Source organism: Paenibacillus jepli, assembly GCF_047238105.1.
In the GTDB taxonomy this organism is placed as follows: domain Bacteria; phylum Bacillota; class Bacilli; order Paenibacillales; family Paenibacillaceae; genus Paenibacillus_D.
The window spans coordinates 1,257,347-1,272,468 of record NZ_JBDFMD010000001.1; the positions used below are offsets into that span (position 1 = coordinate 1,257,347).

Annotated in this window: 14 protein-coding genes; 5 read left to right on the forward strand and 9 right to left on the reverse strand. The window is 58.1% G+C overall.

What is annotated here, in order from left to right:
• Positions 1-425 precede the first annotated feature (425 nt).
• A complete protein-coding gene (locus ABC336_RS05815) occupies positions 426-986 on the forward strand; it encodes a phosphatase PAP2 family protein (RefSeq protein ID WP_413237773.1) in 561 nt (186 codons plus the stop codon).
• On the opposite strand, the gene trmB is transcribed toward ABC336_RS05815, so the two are convergent.
• Both trmB and ABC336_RS05825 read right to left on the reverse strand, forming a co-directional pair.
• On the reverse strand, positions 902-1,690 hold the full coding sequence (gene trmB / locus ABC336_RS05820) for a tRNA (guanosine(46)-N7)-methyltransferase TrmB (protein WP_413237774.1): 789 nt from the start codon (positions 1,688-1,690) through the stop codon (positions 902-904). The genes ABC336_RS05815 and trmB overlap by 85 nt on opposite strands.
• A gap of 106 nt (positions 1,691-1,796) precedes the next feature.
• On the reverse strand, positions 1,797-2,006 hold the full coding sequence (locus ABC336_RS05825) for a hypothetical protein (RefSeq protein WP_413237775.1): 210 nt from the start codon (positions 2,004-2,006) through the stop codon (positions 1,797-1,799).
• A 264-nt stretch (positions 2,007-2,270) separates the two neighbouring features.
• Here ABC336_RS05825 and mnmL point away from each other — a divergent pair, with 264 nt between their 5' ends.
• The 3 genes from mnmL to ABC336_RS05840 are packed head-to-tail and all read left to right on the forward strand — an operon-like array spanning position 2,271 to position 4,847.
• Positions 2,271-3,230 (forward strand): tRNA modification radical SAM protein MnmL/YtqA, encoded by a 960-nt coding sequence (gene mnmL, locus ABC336_RS05830; protein WP_413242444.1) that lies wholly within the window; start codon positions 2,271-2,273, stop codon positions 3,228-3,230.
• Entirely contained in the window at positions 3,230-3,832 is a 603-nt protein-coding gene (mnmM, locus tag ABC336_RS05835) for a tRNA 5-(aminomethyl)-2-thiouridylate-methyltransferase MnmM (protein ID WP_413237776.1), read from the forward strand. Before mnmL ends, mnmM begins: the two co-directional genes overlap by 1 nt.
• A gap of 46 nt (positions 3,833-3,878) precedes the next feature.
• The gene (locus ABC336_RS05840) at positions 3,879-4,847 is read left to right on the forward strand and encodes a type I phosphomannose isomerase catalytic subunit (RefSeq protein ID WP_413237777.1); all 969 of its coding nucleotides are present in this window, start codon (positions 3,879-3,881) and stop codon (positions 4,845-4,847) included.
• A 207-nt stretch (positions 4,848-5,054) separates the two neighbouring features.
• Here ABC336_RS05840 and ABC336_RS05845 read toward each other — a convergent pair whose 3' ends face one another.
• From ABC336_RS05845 to ABC336_RS05860, 4 genes are all read right to left on the reverse strand, one after another.
• The gene (locus tag ABC336_RS05845) at positions 5,055-6,857 is read right to left on the reverse strand and encodes a B12-binding domain-containing radical SAM protein (RefSeq protein WP_413237778.1); all 1,803 of its coding nucleotides are present in this window, start codon (positions 6,855-6,857) and stop codon (positions 5,055-5,057) included.
• 118 nt (positions 6,858-6,975) lie between these two features.
• Complete coding sequence (locus ABC336_RS05850) at positions 6,976-8,505, reverse strand: stalk domain-containing protein (protein WP_413237779.1); 1,530 nt, start codon at positions 8,503-8,505, stop codon at positions 6,976-6,978.
• A gap of 95 nt (positions 8,506-8,600) precedes the next feature.
• A complete protein-coding gene (locus ABC336_RS05855) occupies positions 8,601-9,704 on the reverse strand; it encodes an ABC transporter permease (protein WP_413237780.1) in 1,104 nt (367 codons plus the stop codon).
• Entirely contained in the window at positions 9,701-10,666 is a 966-nt protein-coding gene (locus tag ABC336_RS05860) for an ABC transporter ATP-binding protein (RefSeq protein WP_413237781.1), read from the reverse strand. Before ABC336_RS05860 ends, ABC336_RS05855 begins: the two co-directional genes overlap by 4 nt.
• Positions 10,667-10,765: 99 nt before the next feature.
• Between ABC336_RS05860 and ABC336_RS05865 the strand changes: the two genes are divergently transcribed.
• Positions 10,766-11,725, forward strand: a complete 960-nt coding sequence (locus tag ABC336_RS05865; RefSeq protein ID WP_413237782.1) for an RluA family pseudouridine synthase — start codon at positions 10,766-10,768, stop codon at positions 11,723-11,725.
• A 40-nt stretch (positions 11,726-11,765) separates the two neighbouring features.
• On the opposite strand, the gene ABC336_RS05870 is transcribed toward ABC336_RS05865, so the two are convergent.
• From ABC336_RS05870 to ABC336_RS05880, 3 genes are all read right to left on the reverse strand, one after another.
• A complete protein-coding gene (locus ABC336_RS05870) occupies positions 11,766-12,746 on the reverse strand; it encodes a Gfo/Idh/MocA family protein (protein ID WP_413237783.1) in 981 nt (326 codons plus the stop codon).
• Between the two features lie 99 nt (positions 12,747-12,845).
• Positions 12,846-13,379 carry a hypothetical protein gene (locus tag ABC336_RS05875; protein WP_413237784.1) on the reverse strand — a complete coding sequence of 178 codons (534 nt, stop codon included), beginning with the start codon at positions 13,377-13,379 and terminating at the stop codon, positions 12,846-12,848.
• A gap of 191 nt (positions 13,380-13,570) precedes the next feature.
• Positions 13,571-15,010 carry a S41 family peptidase gene (locus ABC336_RS05880; protein WP_413237785.1) on the reverse strand — a complete coding sequence of 480 codons (1,440 nt, stop codon included), beginning with the start codon at positions 15,008-15,010 and terminating at the stop codon, positions 13,571-13,573.
• Positions 15,011-15,122: the final 112 nt, after the last annotated feature.

The window sequence follows — 15,122 nt, forward strand, 5'->3', positions numbered from 1 at the left end:
TTTCCTCGGTTTCCTGACCCCTTCATCGCATTTACGGCGTCTAGCTCAACTTTAGCTACCATTGTCCTTATAAACGGCGCCGCTCAGCAAAAGGTTACAAAATGTGCGCGACGTGACACTATTTTTCCCTCACAATCATTTTCCTATGTACTTCAATCTGGTCTCCACACTACATCTATAGCCATCGGGAGGGAATCCTAAAACAATTGACACCTTTCTAAAGACGCGCTAACCCTGCTTGAACGATGCCGCCTACAAATAAAAACACCGGCATTCTCATTGAGAACGCCGGTCGCTTAGACGGATGATAAAATAAAAAAACCTTTAAACCGATCTTAATATACGTTATTATACCGTTGACATGACGAGAACAATCGGCCGTTACACTGGAGGTGACCATGAACAAAAAAACGGGAGGTACCCTAATGCAGCGGGTTACAAATTGGCTCATCAAAGCTGAACAGCGCATGCTTCTGTGGGCTAACCGCAGACCGATCAATCTGCTGCTCAACCGGCTGCTCAGCGGCTGGCTTGGCTCCATCACCCATCTGGGGGGCGCTACCTTCACTTTAACCGCTTCGCTGATGATCGGATTGCTTGCCAGTCCGCCTTGGAGCACTGCCGGTTGGCAAGCGCTGACCGCCGTTGCGCTCAGCCATCTGCCGGTTGCGCTGGTCAAGCGCAAGTTCAAGCGGCTGCGCCCTTACCAGGCGCTGAGTAATGTTAATACCGGCAAACGTACATTGCTCGACCCTTCGTTTCCTTCCGGGCATACCACCGCCGTCTGCGCCTGGCTGATGCCTTGGCTGTTCGTTCATCCGGAGATGTCGCTGCTGCTGCTGACGCCCGTTATGATCATCGGCATCTCGGTGGCGTGGTCGCGCATGTATCTTGGCCTGCACTATCCTTCAGACGTAGCTGCGGGCGCAGCGCTTGGTTCGGTAACCGCCTTGCTGGTCGTTTCCTTTTGGCCCGCGTTCGCCTGATAGGCTGCATCACGACGTTCCCTGTATGCGCGCAACGCCGTGGCGCCGACAAGCGCCTCCAGCCGATAGATCGGCTGACCCTTGTCGATAAACTTGCTTTCGTACTCAGTAAGGACAAGGTCCTCACGGATGCCGTCCTGGTGCAGATCGAGCGAGATATTGTGCATCAGCAGCTCCATCTCGGCAAAGCTGTTCAGCGAGAACTCGAATAGCGACCGGGAATCCGTCTTGAATTGAATATCGCCATGCTCGTCCAACAGAGCTGCATACTTCGCCAAAAAACGCGGATGAGTCAGCCGGCGGCGGGCATGTTTGCTTTTGGGCCAAGGATCGCTGAAGTTCAGGTAGATCCGCCGGATCTCGCCCGGGTCGAACATCGATTCGATGTCTTCGATGTTGGCCCTGAGCAGCGCCAGATTGGGCGGCCGCTCTTCTCCCTTCTCCTCCCAGACCGCGCGGGCCTTCTCGCTGGCGCGGCGCAGCAGCTCATCATACATATCGACGCCGATATAGTTGTGTTGCGGATTCTGGCCGCTCATCTGGCTGATGAACCGGCCTTTCCCCATGCCGAGCTCGATATAGATCGGATTGTCGTTGCCAAAGAACTCGCGCCAGCGCCCCTTGTACCCCTTGGCATCGAGGACGACCAGCTCCGGCTGAGCCTCCAGGCTTTCTCGTATTCCTTTTCTTCCTCGCAAACGCATCTTATGCTCCTCCATCAACATTGGTTATCGTCCTATTGTGCCAGAACTTGCACAAAAATAAAAGCAGCCTCTGGATCCATGATCCGCAGGCTGCTGTCAAGTTGGACTAGTTAAGCAGTTGGTAGTCGATCGGGTCTCTCTTGGCGTTCTCGATGCTGTAGGTGTCTGCGAGGACACTCTTGAGCTTCTTGCGGGCTCCGATCTCCAGCATATGGTCGCCGTGGAAGCGGGTCCCTGTAAGCGCCATCAGTTCCTTTACCGTCAGTTCGACTGTGATCTTCTCATCGCCTTGGGGAATTTTTACGGATGTGTTCATTCCTCATCACCTCACGTTTTGGATAGTAACAGTATAGCCATAATACTGATCTGCTATGACGAGTGGCGTGGCATCGGAAGTTGTGAAAAACCTTGATTTATCACACTTTTAATATAACACATCATGTAAGGTGTTGCAAGCCCAAAATCCATTTTTCTTCACGTTTTCATCATTGGCGCCTGGACCTCATTTCAGGTACAATAAAAAGCGGTGAAAGTTTGCGAATCCCCTAATGTCCGGGGATGCAGAAAGGGTTTGTCCATCATGTATACCCATATCCACTCCGCCGACAGTCCCTTGCTGTGGCAGGACAAGCGGTTCCACACGTGGAACCATGAGATGCGGCAGCAGTTTGGCGGGAAAGTGTTTAAAGTAACCCTTGACGCCGGCTTTACCTGTCCCAATCGGGACGGATCGATAGCCGCAGGCGGCTGTACGTTTTGCAGCGCCCGAGGCTCAGGTGATTTTGCCGGCAGCCGCCGCGACGATCTCGTCACGCAGTTCGACAGCATCCGCAGCCGCCAGCACATCAAATGGCCCCAGGCCCAATATATCGGCTACTTCCAGGCCTATACCAACACTTATGCGCCTATAGAGGTGCTGAGGGAGTATTATGAAGTCATCCTGCAGCAGCCAGGGGTAGTCGGACTCTCGATCGCCACCCGCCCGGACTGCCTGCCCGAGGATGTAGTGGATTACCTGGCCGAATTGAACGAACGCACGTACCTCTGGGTCGAGTTAGGACTGCAGACTGTGCACGAGTCCACCTCCAGGCTGATCAACCGCGCCCATGATACCGCTTGTTATACCGATGCCGTCGCCCGGCTGCGAGCGCGCGGCATCCGGGTCTGCTCCCATATCATCTATGGTCTCCCACAGGAGAATCGGGAGATGATGCTGCAGACCGGCCTCGCCGTCGCTGGCATGGGCGTCCAGGGCATCAAGATCCATCTGCTCCATCTGATGCGCAAGACGCCCATGGTCAAGCAGTATGATGCCGGACTGCTGCGTTTCCTCGAGCGAGACGAGTACATCGGACTGGTCGTCGATACGCTGGAGCTGCTGCCGCCCTCGATGATCGTCCACCGTCTGACCGGCGATGCGCCGCGCCATCTGCTGATCGGTCCGATGTGGAGCTTGAACAAGTGGGACGTGCTCAATGGCATAGATGCCGAATTGAAGCGGCGCGATAGCTGGCAGGGCAAGCATTGGAGCGCCAGCTGATGGGCTTTCCTTCCGTGCTGACCCTGGCCCAGAGCTGGATCGCCCAGCGTCTCTTCCCTGGGGATGTCGCCATCGACGCTACCGCCGGCACAGGCGTCGATACCCAATTCCTGGCCGAGACGGTCGGCCCCCGGGGATCGATCTACGCCTTTGATATCCAGCCGCTGGCGCTGGAGCGTACAGCTGACCGGCTGGATGCCAGATTCGCCGGGGAAGCAGGCTCGCGGCGTCCCAAGATCGTCCTGCTGGCGCACAGTCACGCCCACATGCTGGAGCTCCTCCCGCCCGAGGTTCAGGGCAGTGTATCAGCCATTATGTTCAACCTGGGCTATCTCCCTGATCCTGAAGCTGATCAGCGGATCATTACCGGCAGCGATTCGACGATCGCCGCACTGACTGACGGGCTTGAGCTGCTCCGGCCAGGCGGGATCATCACTGCGGTCGTCTATCCCGGGCACCCTGGGGGCGCCGAGGAGGCGGATGCCGTGACAGATTGGGCCGCTTCCCAGTCTCCATCGCTCTGTCAGTGCGTTCAATACCGGATGCCGCAGAAGCAGGGGGCGCCCTTTCTCATCGCTATCGAGAAACGCCGCCAATCTTAGAGGTTGTTCAAAAAGTCCGCAACTTACATACAGAGGAGAGATTACCATGACGATCAAACCGTATCCGATCCAATTCCGACCCGAGATGAAAGAACGCATCTGGGGCGGGCAAGCGCTGCGGCGCTTTGGTCTTGACGTGCCGGAAGGCAATATCGGCGAAGGCTGGATGATCGGCGACCATCCCAACGGTACAACTAAGGCCGTAAACGGCGAGCTTGCCGGCATGGGACTCGATGAGATCCGCCAGCAATACGGCGCTGCCTGGTTCGGCAGCAAGGGCTACAAGGAAGGGGCCCGCTTCCCGCTACTCATCAAGCTGCTCGACTGCAATGATGATCTGTCCATCCAGGTCCATCCCAAGGACGACTACGACAAGCTCCCTGCCGGAGAGCTGGGCAAGACGGAGATGTGGTATATCCTGGACGCCAAGCCCGGCGCCAAGATCATCTACGGGCTCAAGGAAGGCGTCGACCGCAGCCGGCTAGAGCAGGCGCTGGCGGAGAACCGGGTCATGGACTGCCTGCAGGAGGTGCCTGTCAAAGCTGGGGATGCGTTCTACATCCCTGCCGGCACGGTGCATGCGCTGTGTGCCGGCATCGTCGTCGCCGAGATCCAGCAGAACTCTGACACGACTTACCGGGTCTACGATTACGACCGCCCCGGTTTGGACGGCCAGCTCCGCGAGCTGCATGTCGAAGACTCGCTCAATGTGACGGCTTATGAAGGCGCAGGAGCCACTTATACGGATACGGAGGGAGTACAGGCCGGGGAGTGGCTCGAGATCGCACGTTCGCCTTACTTTATCGTCGAGAAAGGTGTCATCGACGGTGTCGCCAGCCTTGCTGTACCATCCGACAGCTTTGTCATCCTCGTCATCGCCGCCGGCAGCGGCTCGCTGCGCTGGGCGGACGGCTCCCTCGAGGTCAAAGCCGGGGAGTGCTTCCTGCTCCCTGCTACATTGGGCGCCTACGAGCTGGATGGGCAGCTGACCGTCATCCGCAGCGAACTGCCTTAGGCCGCTTGGTCGAGGGCGCTGTAAGCATCAATAGACGGCGCCTACAGCTACGCGCTGGGCTCCGTTTGTCTGCGTTACTCTTATACTCGCACGATAAGAAAAAGCTGAGGAGAAGAGAGGTGCGTTGCAGCTCAGCGGCATGGGGGCTAATATGACAAAAAGGACCTTTCCGTTGAAGGTCCCTTTTGGGTCTGCGCATCGCTCACCTTAGCCGATAGCCACCTGTCGTGAGAGGCGCAAATAATAAGGCGAAGCCTGCTGACGTCCCGCCTCATCCGGCATATAGAGGACGACCAGCAGCGTCTCGCCCTGCTCCAGCCTGCCTGCCTCCACATAGGCCTGGATGTCGAACGGGATCCGCTCGATCACCGCGTGCTTGTGCAGCTCCTTCTCGCCCATGCCGAGCGCTTCGAAGGCTGGCGAGACGTCTGCAGGCTGATGCGCCAGCCGCTTCATCCAGGCCTGCCACTCGGACTTGTCCATGTCGTGCCCCCACCAGACCTTGCGGGGCTTGTACTTGTGATTAAGGAAGTAATCCAGCTTCATCAAGCCGAGCACGACAGTCCGATCAAGGGAACGGGAGCCGCTCGCAGCTGCGTGCGTCTCCAGGAACGCCCAGAGGCGGGAGAACAGGTCCTCCAGCTGATGACCGATTTTCTGCCAGCCCTGCTCCTCCCAGTAATCGCCGAACTGCTGGAAGAAATCAAATGGCGAGTCATACACCCGCTCCACCAGATACAGCAAGGCATGATCCATCCGATGCGCATTCCAATACTTCTCCAGCACATCCTCGACCCGCTTGATCCGGACGATATCCCCAAACGGCAGCAAGTCATTGCCGAGAATCTCGTACGGTGCCCGATCCATGTAGATGTAGCCATGCTTTTCGGCATCCAGCCGCATCCCGGTGCCCCGCAGCATCTTGAGGAAGCCCAACTGCAGCTCCTCCGGACGAAGCGCGAACACATCGTTGAAGGTCTTGCGAAAGCTGTTATAGTCCTCGTGCGGCAGACCTGCGATCAGATCCAGATGCTGGTCGATCTTGCCGCTTTCCTTGACCTTCGTGACCGTCCGCGTCAGCTTGGTGAAGTTCTGGCGGCGCTGCACCGCCTCATTGGTCAGATCGTTGGTCGACTGGACGCCGATCTCGAAGCGGAAGATGCCAGGCGGGGCATGCTCGGCAAGATAATCCAGGACTTCCGGACGCATGATATCGGCTGTAATCTCGAATTGGAAGACCGTTCCCTGATGGTTCTCGATCAGGAACTTGAACATCTCCAGCGCATAGTCGCGCTTGATATTAAACGTCCGGTCGACAAACTTGATCAATTTGGCGCCGGATTCAATCAGATACAGCAGATCGGCCTTGGTGCGTTCGATATCGAAATAACGGACGCCCACCTCGATGCTGGACAGGCAGAACTGGCAGCTGAACGGGCAGCCGCGGCTGGTCTCAAAGTAAACGACGCGGTTGGGGAGATGAGGGATGTCCTCGGCAAAACGATGAGGACTCGGCAGCTGGGCCAGATCTAGCTTCGGCCGCGGCGGATTCATGACGATCTCAACCTCGCCGTCGGCCTTGTGCTTGCGGTAGGTCAAGCCGAAGACCATATGAAACTTGCGCTCGCCTGCGAGCTCGCTGAGCAGATGATGGAACGTCTCCTCGCCTTCGCCGACGACGATAAAATCGACCTCTTGCAGCCGGTCCATCCAATACCCCATATCATAGCTGACCTCGGGGCCGCCCAGGACGATCTTCAGCGATGGCTTGATCTTCCGCAGCATATTGATGACGGTAATCGTCTCCTCGATATTCCAGATGTAGACTGAGAAGCCGATGACATCAGGATCCTTGGCAAACAGATCGGAGACGATATTCATAACCGGATCTTTGATGGTAAATTCGGCGATATCGATATCGAAATCCCGTTCGCTGTACGCCTTCAGACAGCGCAGCGCCAGCGAGGTATGGATGTATTTGGCATTAAGGGTAGATAACACTACTTTCATGGTAATACTCCTCACAAATATGTCATTCCAAACGTCAAACTACCCCCATTGTACCCAATCCTTCAGCAAAAAAGAAGGCCCTGCATAATCGGCAGAGCTCTACAGAAGAATAAATGAATTAGTCCGGTATGCGAATATAGCCGCGGTCCTTCACTTGAAGATCGATAACCGGGTGGCTGACTTTCCACTTCTGATTGCCCAGGCTGATCACTTCGCCGGGGGCGAACCCGCGCGGTTCAAAGGCAAACTCCTGCTCGTAGCGGACCAGCACCTGGATCGTCTGCTCGGGCAGCAGCCGCTGCAGATCGGCACCCAGACTGAGCGCCCAGAACCGCATATCCTGCCGGATCTTGTCCGCATACGTCGTATAGAACCCTGGATTGATCCGGGCGTGGATGATCAGCCAGCCCTGAGCATCGCGCTTCACCTGCCAGTCCGTCAGCACGGTCGCACCCGCCTCGGTCCATAAGACGGAGAACTCCTCCTCCATTAGCTGGGCGATGCTGGCCTCGGAGGCGCCTGCCAGCGTATCCGGCAGGGACGACGGCAGGAACGCTGCAGCTGCGGTACGACCCTCCGCCTGCTCCAACAAAGCAAAGATATGCTCGCCCGAGACGGCCAGGTTCAGCTGTGCCGTCGTATCGGGAATCATCGAGGTGATGACGCCGATGACCATGCCGGATTGATTGAACAAGGCGCCCCCCGAGCTGCCACGGTCGATGGGGGCAGTCGTCTGGATATAAGCGACCCCGTCCTCGTAATGATAATTGCTGATGACGCCTTCCGATACGGTATTGCGGAATCCCTTGGGACTGCTGATCGCAATGACGGGATCTCCCTTGTAGGAGCGGAAGCCCTCGTCGATCATCACAGGCAAAGCATCAAGATCGGATGAGGTCTCGATGACAGCGAGGTCGGCAGCTTCATCATAAGCAACGATCCCGTTGATCTTGATCGAGCGGCCGTCCGTCAACTCTACGGTTCCCGAAGAGGCGCGGGCCACCACATGATGATTGGTCAGCACCAGACGGTCGCCGACGACCATCCCGCTGCCCTGGGAACGATCCGTGAGAATCGTCACGACACTATCGTCATACCTGGCCACGATGTCGCTCGTATGCCAGACAGCAGGCTCCCACTCCCCGGCCCAATCGATATCGTCCATCTCGTCGGCCCAGATCTGCTCCGCCGAACGGATCCTTACAGTGCGCTCTGCGCCGTCCCACGCGACTTCGGCGCCGAGCGCTTCGGCTACGAATCGCAGCGGCACCATGGTCGCACCTTGCAGCAGCTGTGCGGGCGCATCGAGCTGCTGCGTCTTGCCGTTGACGACCGCATGCTTGACCCCGACTGAGAGTGAGATCGAGATGCCGTCCTTTAATGCAAAAATCGTCTGGGTCTGCGGCTCCCAGCTTACTTTGGCGCCAAGCGCTTCAAATACCGTGCGCATCGGCACCAGCGTATATCCGTTCTGCTGGAACGGCGCCGTCTGGAAGGCTAAGCGTTCGCCATCGACGACAACCTGGATCTCGGACAACGTAGCGGCGGCAGAAACGGAGAGCGGCTTCAGCGTCCAGCCGGAGATGGGTTGAAAGGCCAAGCTGGCTGCGATTACCGTTGTTGCAATGAGGCGGGGTACTCTTTTCATGTCGTCCGTTTTCCTCCAATATGTACCTTTTTCTTCCATGCCACAATATCGTATCACCGGTCTCCGAGTTTTGTCTATCTAAACTTTGGAGCGATTCATTCCCACTTAAAGGTTAAGGTTGCGGCAGCGAAGGCGACAATAAGCCAGCCGCCAAGCAAGGCCGCCTCGAACCAGACATCGCCGAGCGAGGCGCCAACGTTCATGATCTGCCGCAGCGCCGTGGACAGATGCGCAATCGGCAGGAGCTTGACGATGGGCTGGAGAAGCTCAGGCATGTTCTGGATCGGGAAGAATACCCCGCCAAGGAACAGCAGCGGGAAGGAGACGAAGCCCGAGATCGGTCCGGCGCTCTCCGGTGTCTTGGCGACGCCTGCGATGATGAAGCCGATCGACATAAAAGCCAGCGTGCCTGCGACGACAAAGGCCAACAGCAGCAGCCACGAGCCATTCACTTGCGTGCCAAAGACAAGCTGGGCGATCGCGATCACGATGACCGCCTGCAGTCCGTTCAACAACAGTCTGGCCGTGATCTGGGCGGCGATAAAGGATGACGCATGCAGCGGCGTGCTCTGCATGCGGCGCAGGATGCCGCGTTCCCGCCAGGAGGAGATCTGCCCGGCTACACCGTTCAGATTGGTCGTCATGATCATCATGGCGACGATGCCGGGTACCAGAAAATCGATGTAAGACAGCTCAAGCGACTGGATGCCTTCGCTTTCCACGACAAGCAGCGGGACATAGCCGGTCCGTTCCTTGGAGACCTCGTCGATGATGAACGTAACCGCTGTGCGCGCCAGCTCGGACACCGTCAGCTGCGTTTCATCCGTGTACAGGCGGACTGGCGACGCACCGCCTCCGTCCGGAAGATCCGCATCGATTGCCGCCCCCAGGCCGGCAGGCAGGACGATGACCAGTGACGTCTCACCGCCGCGCAGCGCGGCCATCGCCCCTCCGGTATCGTCGCCTTCGCTCAGGGACAGCGCTCCTGCGGCGAGCAGCCGCTCTTTGAGTTCGATAGAGGCGGGCGATCCGTCCTCATCGACCAGGATGCCCTGCAGCGACAGGTTGTTGCCCTGACCGAGAAACGAGCCCATCATCACCATCAGGAAGATCGGGAAGGCGACGCTCCAGAACAGCATCTGCCGGTTGCGGGCAAACAGCTTGAGCTGCGCCAATGTCAGTTGCTTATAGGCTTTCATGATTCTCTCAGACTCCTTCCGGTCATCTGGATGAAGACATCCTCCAGCGAAGCTGTGCGGGTCTGCAGACCCGTAAGCGGCAGGCGCTCCCGCGCTGCCATCTCCACGAGTGCGGTAAGCGAGGACTGCAGGTCGCCGGTGTAAAGGAGGACGTGATCCTTGCGGATCTCTGCCTGCCGGACTGCCGGCAGCTCGCGCAGCTGCGCAAGCAGATGATCCTTGCCGCGCTCTGCATCCGGCATTGCCGCCGTCACCTCGAACTCGATCGCGCTGTCCGAAGCCAGACGCTCGATCAGCTGCCGCGGCGTATCCAGAGCAACAACCCTGCCGCGATCCATCAGGCAGATGCGGTCGGCGAGGATCTCCGCTTCATCCATGTAGTGCGTGCTGAGCACGATCGTCTTGCCCTCATCGCGCAGTCCCAGGATGATGTCCCATAGCATCCTGCGAGCCTGCGGGTCCAGCCCCGTGGTCGGCTCGTCCAGGAACACCACCTTCGGATCGTTCACCAGAGCGAGTGCAATCGCCAGACGCTGCTTCTGACCGCCGGACAGATGCTTGACGCGCGCCTCCAGCTTCTCCTGCAGCAGCACCCGTTCCAGCAGCGGTTCTACAGGGAGTGTCGGTACCCGGTAAAAGCTGGCGTACATCGCAGTGATCTCTCGGACCGTCAGCAGATCGAACAACGAGGTGGACTGCAGCTGTACGCCGATGACCTCCTTCACCCTCGCCAGCTGCGTCCGCGTATCAAAGCCGGCTATGCTCGCACTGCCGGCATCCGGCAGACGGAGCCCCTCCAGCATCTCCATCGTGGTCGTCTTGCCCGCGCCATTGGGACCGAGCAGGCCGAATACCTCTCCCGGTCTGACTTCTAACGAGACACCGTCTACAGCGGTAAATGAACCGTAGCGTTTGACCAGTCCAAGCGCTTCGATAACCGGCTCCGCAGTCTGTTGTGTCATTCCTATCTACTCTCCTCTCGACTAACCCGCCGCGATAGCGCCCGGGCCAAACTCATGCTATAGTAGGGGGATAATGCCAAGCAAAGGACGGATCCCGCAATGATGAAGAAACCAAAAAAACAGCCTGCTTCCCCAAGCAAGGCCAAGATACCCTCCGCCAAAAAAAGAACGGTAAAAGCCGCCTCAGCCGGAGTACGACAGTTTACCGTTAAGGAAGCCGAAGAGCTGCTCCCGTTTTTGATCAGCCGGTATGCCAAGCTCAGCCGCAACGCCGTCAAATCGCTGTTGACGCGCAAGCAGGTGGCGGTCGACGGACGAGCCGTCTCCGCGCATAACTATCCGCTTCAGCCGGGACAGCTCGTCATGGTCGGAGAACGGGAGCCGCAGAGCGCCCCGCTTACAGGCATGTCGATCCTGCATGAAGATGAAGACATCATCGTCATCCACAAGGACGCAGGACTGCTCTCTATCGCATCGGACAAAGAAGAACAGCTTACCGCTTATCGTCAGCTTACCGCTTATGTACGCCAGAAGGACCCCGGGCAGCGCATCTTCATCGTCCACCGTCTCGACCGGGATACTTCCGGCGTGATGATGTTCGCCCGCAGCGAGCAAGTACAGCAGCAGCTGCAGGAAGACTGGCAGGAGGCCGTCACCGAACGGAGCTATGTCGCACTGGTCGAGGGACAAGTCCGAAAACCGGAAGGGAAGATCGAGTCCTGGCTGAAGGAGACCAAGACGTTGCGTATGTATGCAAGTCAGCGGCCTGGTGACGGACAGCATGCCATCTCTCATTACAAGGTGCTGCAGAGCAACCGTACCAACTCCCTGCTTGAGGTCACGCTGGAGACGGGACGCAAAAACCAGATCCGCGTCCATATGGAACAGATCGGCCACCCTGTCGTCGGCGACAAAAAGTACGGCGCTGCCAGCAAAATCATCGGCAGGCTCGGACTCCATGCCCGGGTGCTTGCCTTCCGCCATCCGCGCACCGGAGAGCAGCTGCGTTTCGAGACGGCGATTCCTAAAGCATTCCTGACCCCTTTCCGCACCACTTAAGCGGTTGGCAGCACCCTTTACCATTGTTTGGCCCCGACTGTCAGGGCCGGTATGGCCGCAGCAGCTCATCCATGATCCGGCTGGTGCGGATCGCCGAGTCGGCATCGCTCGGGCAGCCGCTGCCCGCGCCCCTCAGTTCATCCACGATGGTCTGAATCAGCGGCTGCTGGACATGGGGCGGATGCGGGATGTCCCAGGACTGAACTTTATCTCCCCGCTCCAGCCGGATGGGCGTCTCAGCGAAGGTGGCGAACATAAGCCGGCCTTCACTGCCGATGATCTCATTGATATCCTCTTCCACCCCTACTGTGTACCCCCATTGGCCGCTGCCGTGGATACCGTTCTCGGTCAGGTAGAATCCTGATACGAGGTCTTCCACCTCATAGTAGCCGCCGCGGTTGGAGCTCCGTCCCTCGGCTTGCGTGATCGGGCCGACCAGATAGTCGATCAGATTGAGCGTATGGCTCGCCAGATCGACGAAGTGGCCGCCGCCCGCGATCTCGCGCTGCAGCCGCCATGGCAGATCTCCGCGCATCTCCTGCTCGGAGGGACGCCGCCAATGCCGGGTGTTGACGGCATGGATCCGGCCGATCGCGCCCGTATCGAGCAGTTCCTTGACCTTCAGGAAGCGGGGCAGTGCCCGGCGGTAATAGGCAACGAATAAAGGCACTCGGGCCGCCCTGCACGCTTCAGCCATCTCCAGACACTCTTCCGCATCCAGCGCCATGGGCTTCTCGACATATACTGGCTTGCCGGCCTCAGCAGCTTGGAGCGTGTACGGCAGATGCTCCGCCGGAGGCGTCGCGATGTAGACCGCATCCACCTCCGGGTCGCGGATCAAGTCATCCGCGTTCGCATACCATTTCCCCACGCCATGCCTTCTCGCATAATCCTCCGCCTTGGCGCCGTCCCTGCGCATTACTGCCGTCAGCCTCGAGCCCTCGGCCTTTTGAAAAGCAGGCCCGCTCTTCACCTCCGTGACATTGCCGCAACCGATGATGCCCCATCTAATTTCGTTCACGCTCCCACGCTCCTGATGATTGGTTTTCTCTTATCATATCAGGTCTGGGCAATCTTGGCTTGTATTGTATTTATGCTTGCCGCACGCCTCGGAGCACAATCAAGCCCGCTGGACGTCAAACCCGCTCAGCTCACCGCGGAACATCAGCTTCAGTAGAGGCGAGCGCTCCAGATCCGCCGGGGTCGTCAGCGAAGCGCATTTGGGGACAAGGCTTACCCCGCTTTTCTCAAAAGCGGAAGCGACAAATTGCGAACAAAAGAAAGCATGCTGCCGTTTGACTCGAACCTGGAGCATAACGCCGAACAGGCCTAGCAGATTGTATTTGTAACGCTCCGGATTCTGCTCAAAGCTCCGAACATAATTACGGATTTGGTCGTATTTGCGCTTGCTGACACGACAGCTGTAGACCGCGCAGGTCGCCTTGCGGAACAGTTCATTGCTCAGATCCTCTTTGATGAAGCCGCCTATGAATGGATTGCCCGGACTTTTCCTTCCGAAGCTGTATACCTCCCGCAGGTCGGCATCGAACGCGATCGAGGCGTGGTTGAGCGGTTGTCTGGTATACAGCCTTATCATCCTTGTGAACAAGGTCCCCGTGTCCGACAATAAAATATAGACGGTTTTCTTCTCCATCGATCATTCTCCACCTATACATAAATTTGGAATACAGCATCCCTTGTCTTCCGTTACATTTATGATAGTCGGCGATCATGGAGATGAAAACCGTCCCTTGTCTGATTATGAACTAGACTCCGGTCCAGTGAAATCATCGATGAACCGTGCTTGCCCGGCAAACGGACAGTGTCGTCTGACTGCTCTGCGGATCAAGAGGGGTCCTGTTCCCGCAGCATAGCCGTCAGCAGCTCGACTGCACGCTGATGCTGGGGATCCTCGCGGACAACTTTGTCACGTACGCGCTCGACCAGCCGATACGAGGTCCTGCCGCTCAGCACGCCATCCACCGGCAGCTGCTCATCCCGTTGAAAACGTTGGACGGCCGCCCGGGTCTCTTCGTCGAAGATGCCCTCCGGTTCGCCCGGATGATACCCAAGCGTGGCGAGGAGCTGCTCAGCCGTCTTGACATGCTGGCCGAAGCTTCCCTCTGAGATATCGATATCAGACGGCAGCGACGGCAGCAAAGCGTAGTCGGGCATGCGCACCTCCACCGTCGGCTCGATGCCCACGTCCTGAATCCAGCTCCCGTCCGCCCGGCGCCACTGCGCCTCCGTCAGCTTGAGGACCGAATGGTCCTCGAACTGTTGAAAGGTCTGGACGATGCCTTTGCCGAAGCTCTTGACCCCAACGATCTCGATCCCGGCCGAATCCTTGAGTGCTGCAGCCAGCACTTCGGCTGAGCTCGCACTGCTCTCGTCGACGAGGACGACGAGCGGCAGCACCCACGGCTCTTCCTGCCGCGAGCGGTGCGTCTTGTGATGCTTCTCGTCCTTGTAGACGACCTGCACGATCACTTCGTCCCGCGGGACGATCCGGCTGGCGATCTCGATCGCCGGGCGGAGCAGCCCCCCCGGGTTCATCCGCAGATCCAGCATCAGCCCCCTCATGCCCTGACGCGTCAACTCCCGGACAGCCTCGTCGAACTCGGCGGCCGTGTCCTCGGAGAAGCGGATGATCTGGATGCTGCCGATCCCATCCTCCAGCATCTCATACTCCACTGTAATGACCGGCACCGGAGCACGGACCAGCACCTGCTCGAACGGGGCCTGCATCCCCTCGCGCTTGATGGTCAGCGTCACCTCGGAGCCTTCTTCGCCCCGGGTCAACTGGACGATCTCAGTCAGAGTCTTGCCTGCGAGCTCCATATTGTTGATTTCTATGAGGATATCGCCTTTGCGCAATCCGGCCTGATCCGCCGGCGCGCCTGCAACCAGAGACTCGATCAAGAAGTTCCCGTCCTCCTGGCGCAGCTCCAGTCCGATGCCTACAAATGAATTCTCGTACCGTTCAAGATAGCTTGATCCCTGCTCTGTCGTATAGTAACTGGAGTAAGGGTCATTCAGGGAGTCGACCATTCCCTCCGCAGCCCCGTGCAGCAGGCTGCTGGCCTCTGCACCGTCCAGGTAATCGTTCATGATCTCTTTGTATGTCGTATCCAGGTTGCGAAACACCGGCTCCTGCAGCATCGGATATTGCAGCAGCATCGACCACCGGCCCGCGGCAAATCCGAGGCTGACAGTGATTAAGCAGAGAATAACGAGGAGCGCAGTCCGCCGCTGACGGCGCTTCGGTGATTGGGGTAGATTCATCTGCTGTCCTCCATTCAAACTTGCTATTGATACCACTCTATCGCATTCGTGGCCAGGCTTCAAGCAGACGCTTGTACGTCTTGTGCCGGTATAGCTTTTCCGCTACAATCAA

Excerpts from the sequence above, each read along its gene's own strand:
- ABC336_RS05815 (WP_413237773.1), top strand. The coding sequence starts at position 426 with ATGCAGCGGGTTACAAATTGGCTCATCAAAGCTGAACAGCGCATGCTT.
- trmB (WP_413237774.1), bottom strand. The coding sequence starts at position 1,690 with ATGCGTTTGCGAGGAAGAAAAGGAATACGAGAAAGCCTGGAGGCTCAG.
- ABC336_RS05825 (WP_413237775.1), bottom strand. The coding sequence starts at position 2,006 with ATGAACACATCCGTAAAAATTCCCCAAGGCGATGAGAAGATCACAGTC.
- mnmL (WP_413242444.1), top strand. The coding sequence starts at position 2,271 with ATGTATACCCATATCCACTCCGCCGACAGTCCCTTGCTGTGGCAGGAC.
- mnmM (WP_413237776.1), top strand. The coding sequence starts at position 3,230 with ATGGGCTTTCCTTCCGTGCTGACCCTGGCCCAGAGCTGGATCGCCCAG.
- ABC336_RS05840 (WP_413237777.1), top strand. The coding sequence starts at position 3,879 with ATGACGATCAAACCGTATCCGATCCAATTCCGACCCGAGATGAAAGAA.
- ABC336_RS05845 (WP_413237778.1), bottom strand. The coding sequence starts at position 6,857 with ATGAAAGTAGTGTTATCTACCCTTAATGCCAAATACATCCATACCTCG.
- ABC336_RS05850 (WP_413237779.1), bottom strand. The coding sequence starts at position 8,505 with ATGAAAAGAGTACCCCGCCTCATTGCAACAACGGTAATCGCAGCCAGC.
- ABC336_RS05855 (WP_413237780.1), bottom strand. The coding sequence starts at position 9,704 with ATGAAAGCCTATAAGCAACTGACATTGGCGCAGCTCAAGCTGTTTGCC.
- ABC336_RS05860 (WP_413237781.1), bottom strand. The coding sequence starts at position 10,666 with ATGACACAACAGACTGCGGAGCCGGTTATCGAAGCGCTTGGACTGGTC.
- ABC336_RS05865 (WP_413237782.1), top strand. The coding sequence starts at position 10,766 with ATGATGAAGAAACCAAAAAAACAGCCTGCTTCCCCAAGCAAGGCCAAG.
- ABC336_RS05875 (WP_413237784.1), bottom strand. The coding sequence starts at position 13,379 with ATGGAGAAGAAAACCGTCTATATTTTATTGTCGGACACGGGGACCTTG.
- ABC336_RS05880 (WP_413237785.1), bottom strand. The coding sequence starts at position 15,010 with ATGAATCTACCCCAATCACCGAAGCGCCGTCAGCGGCGGACTGCGCTC.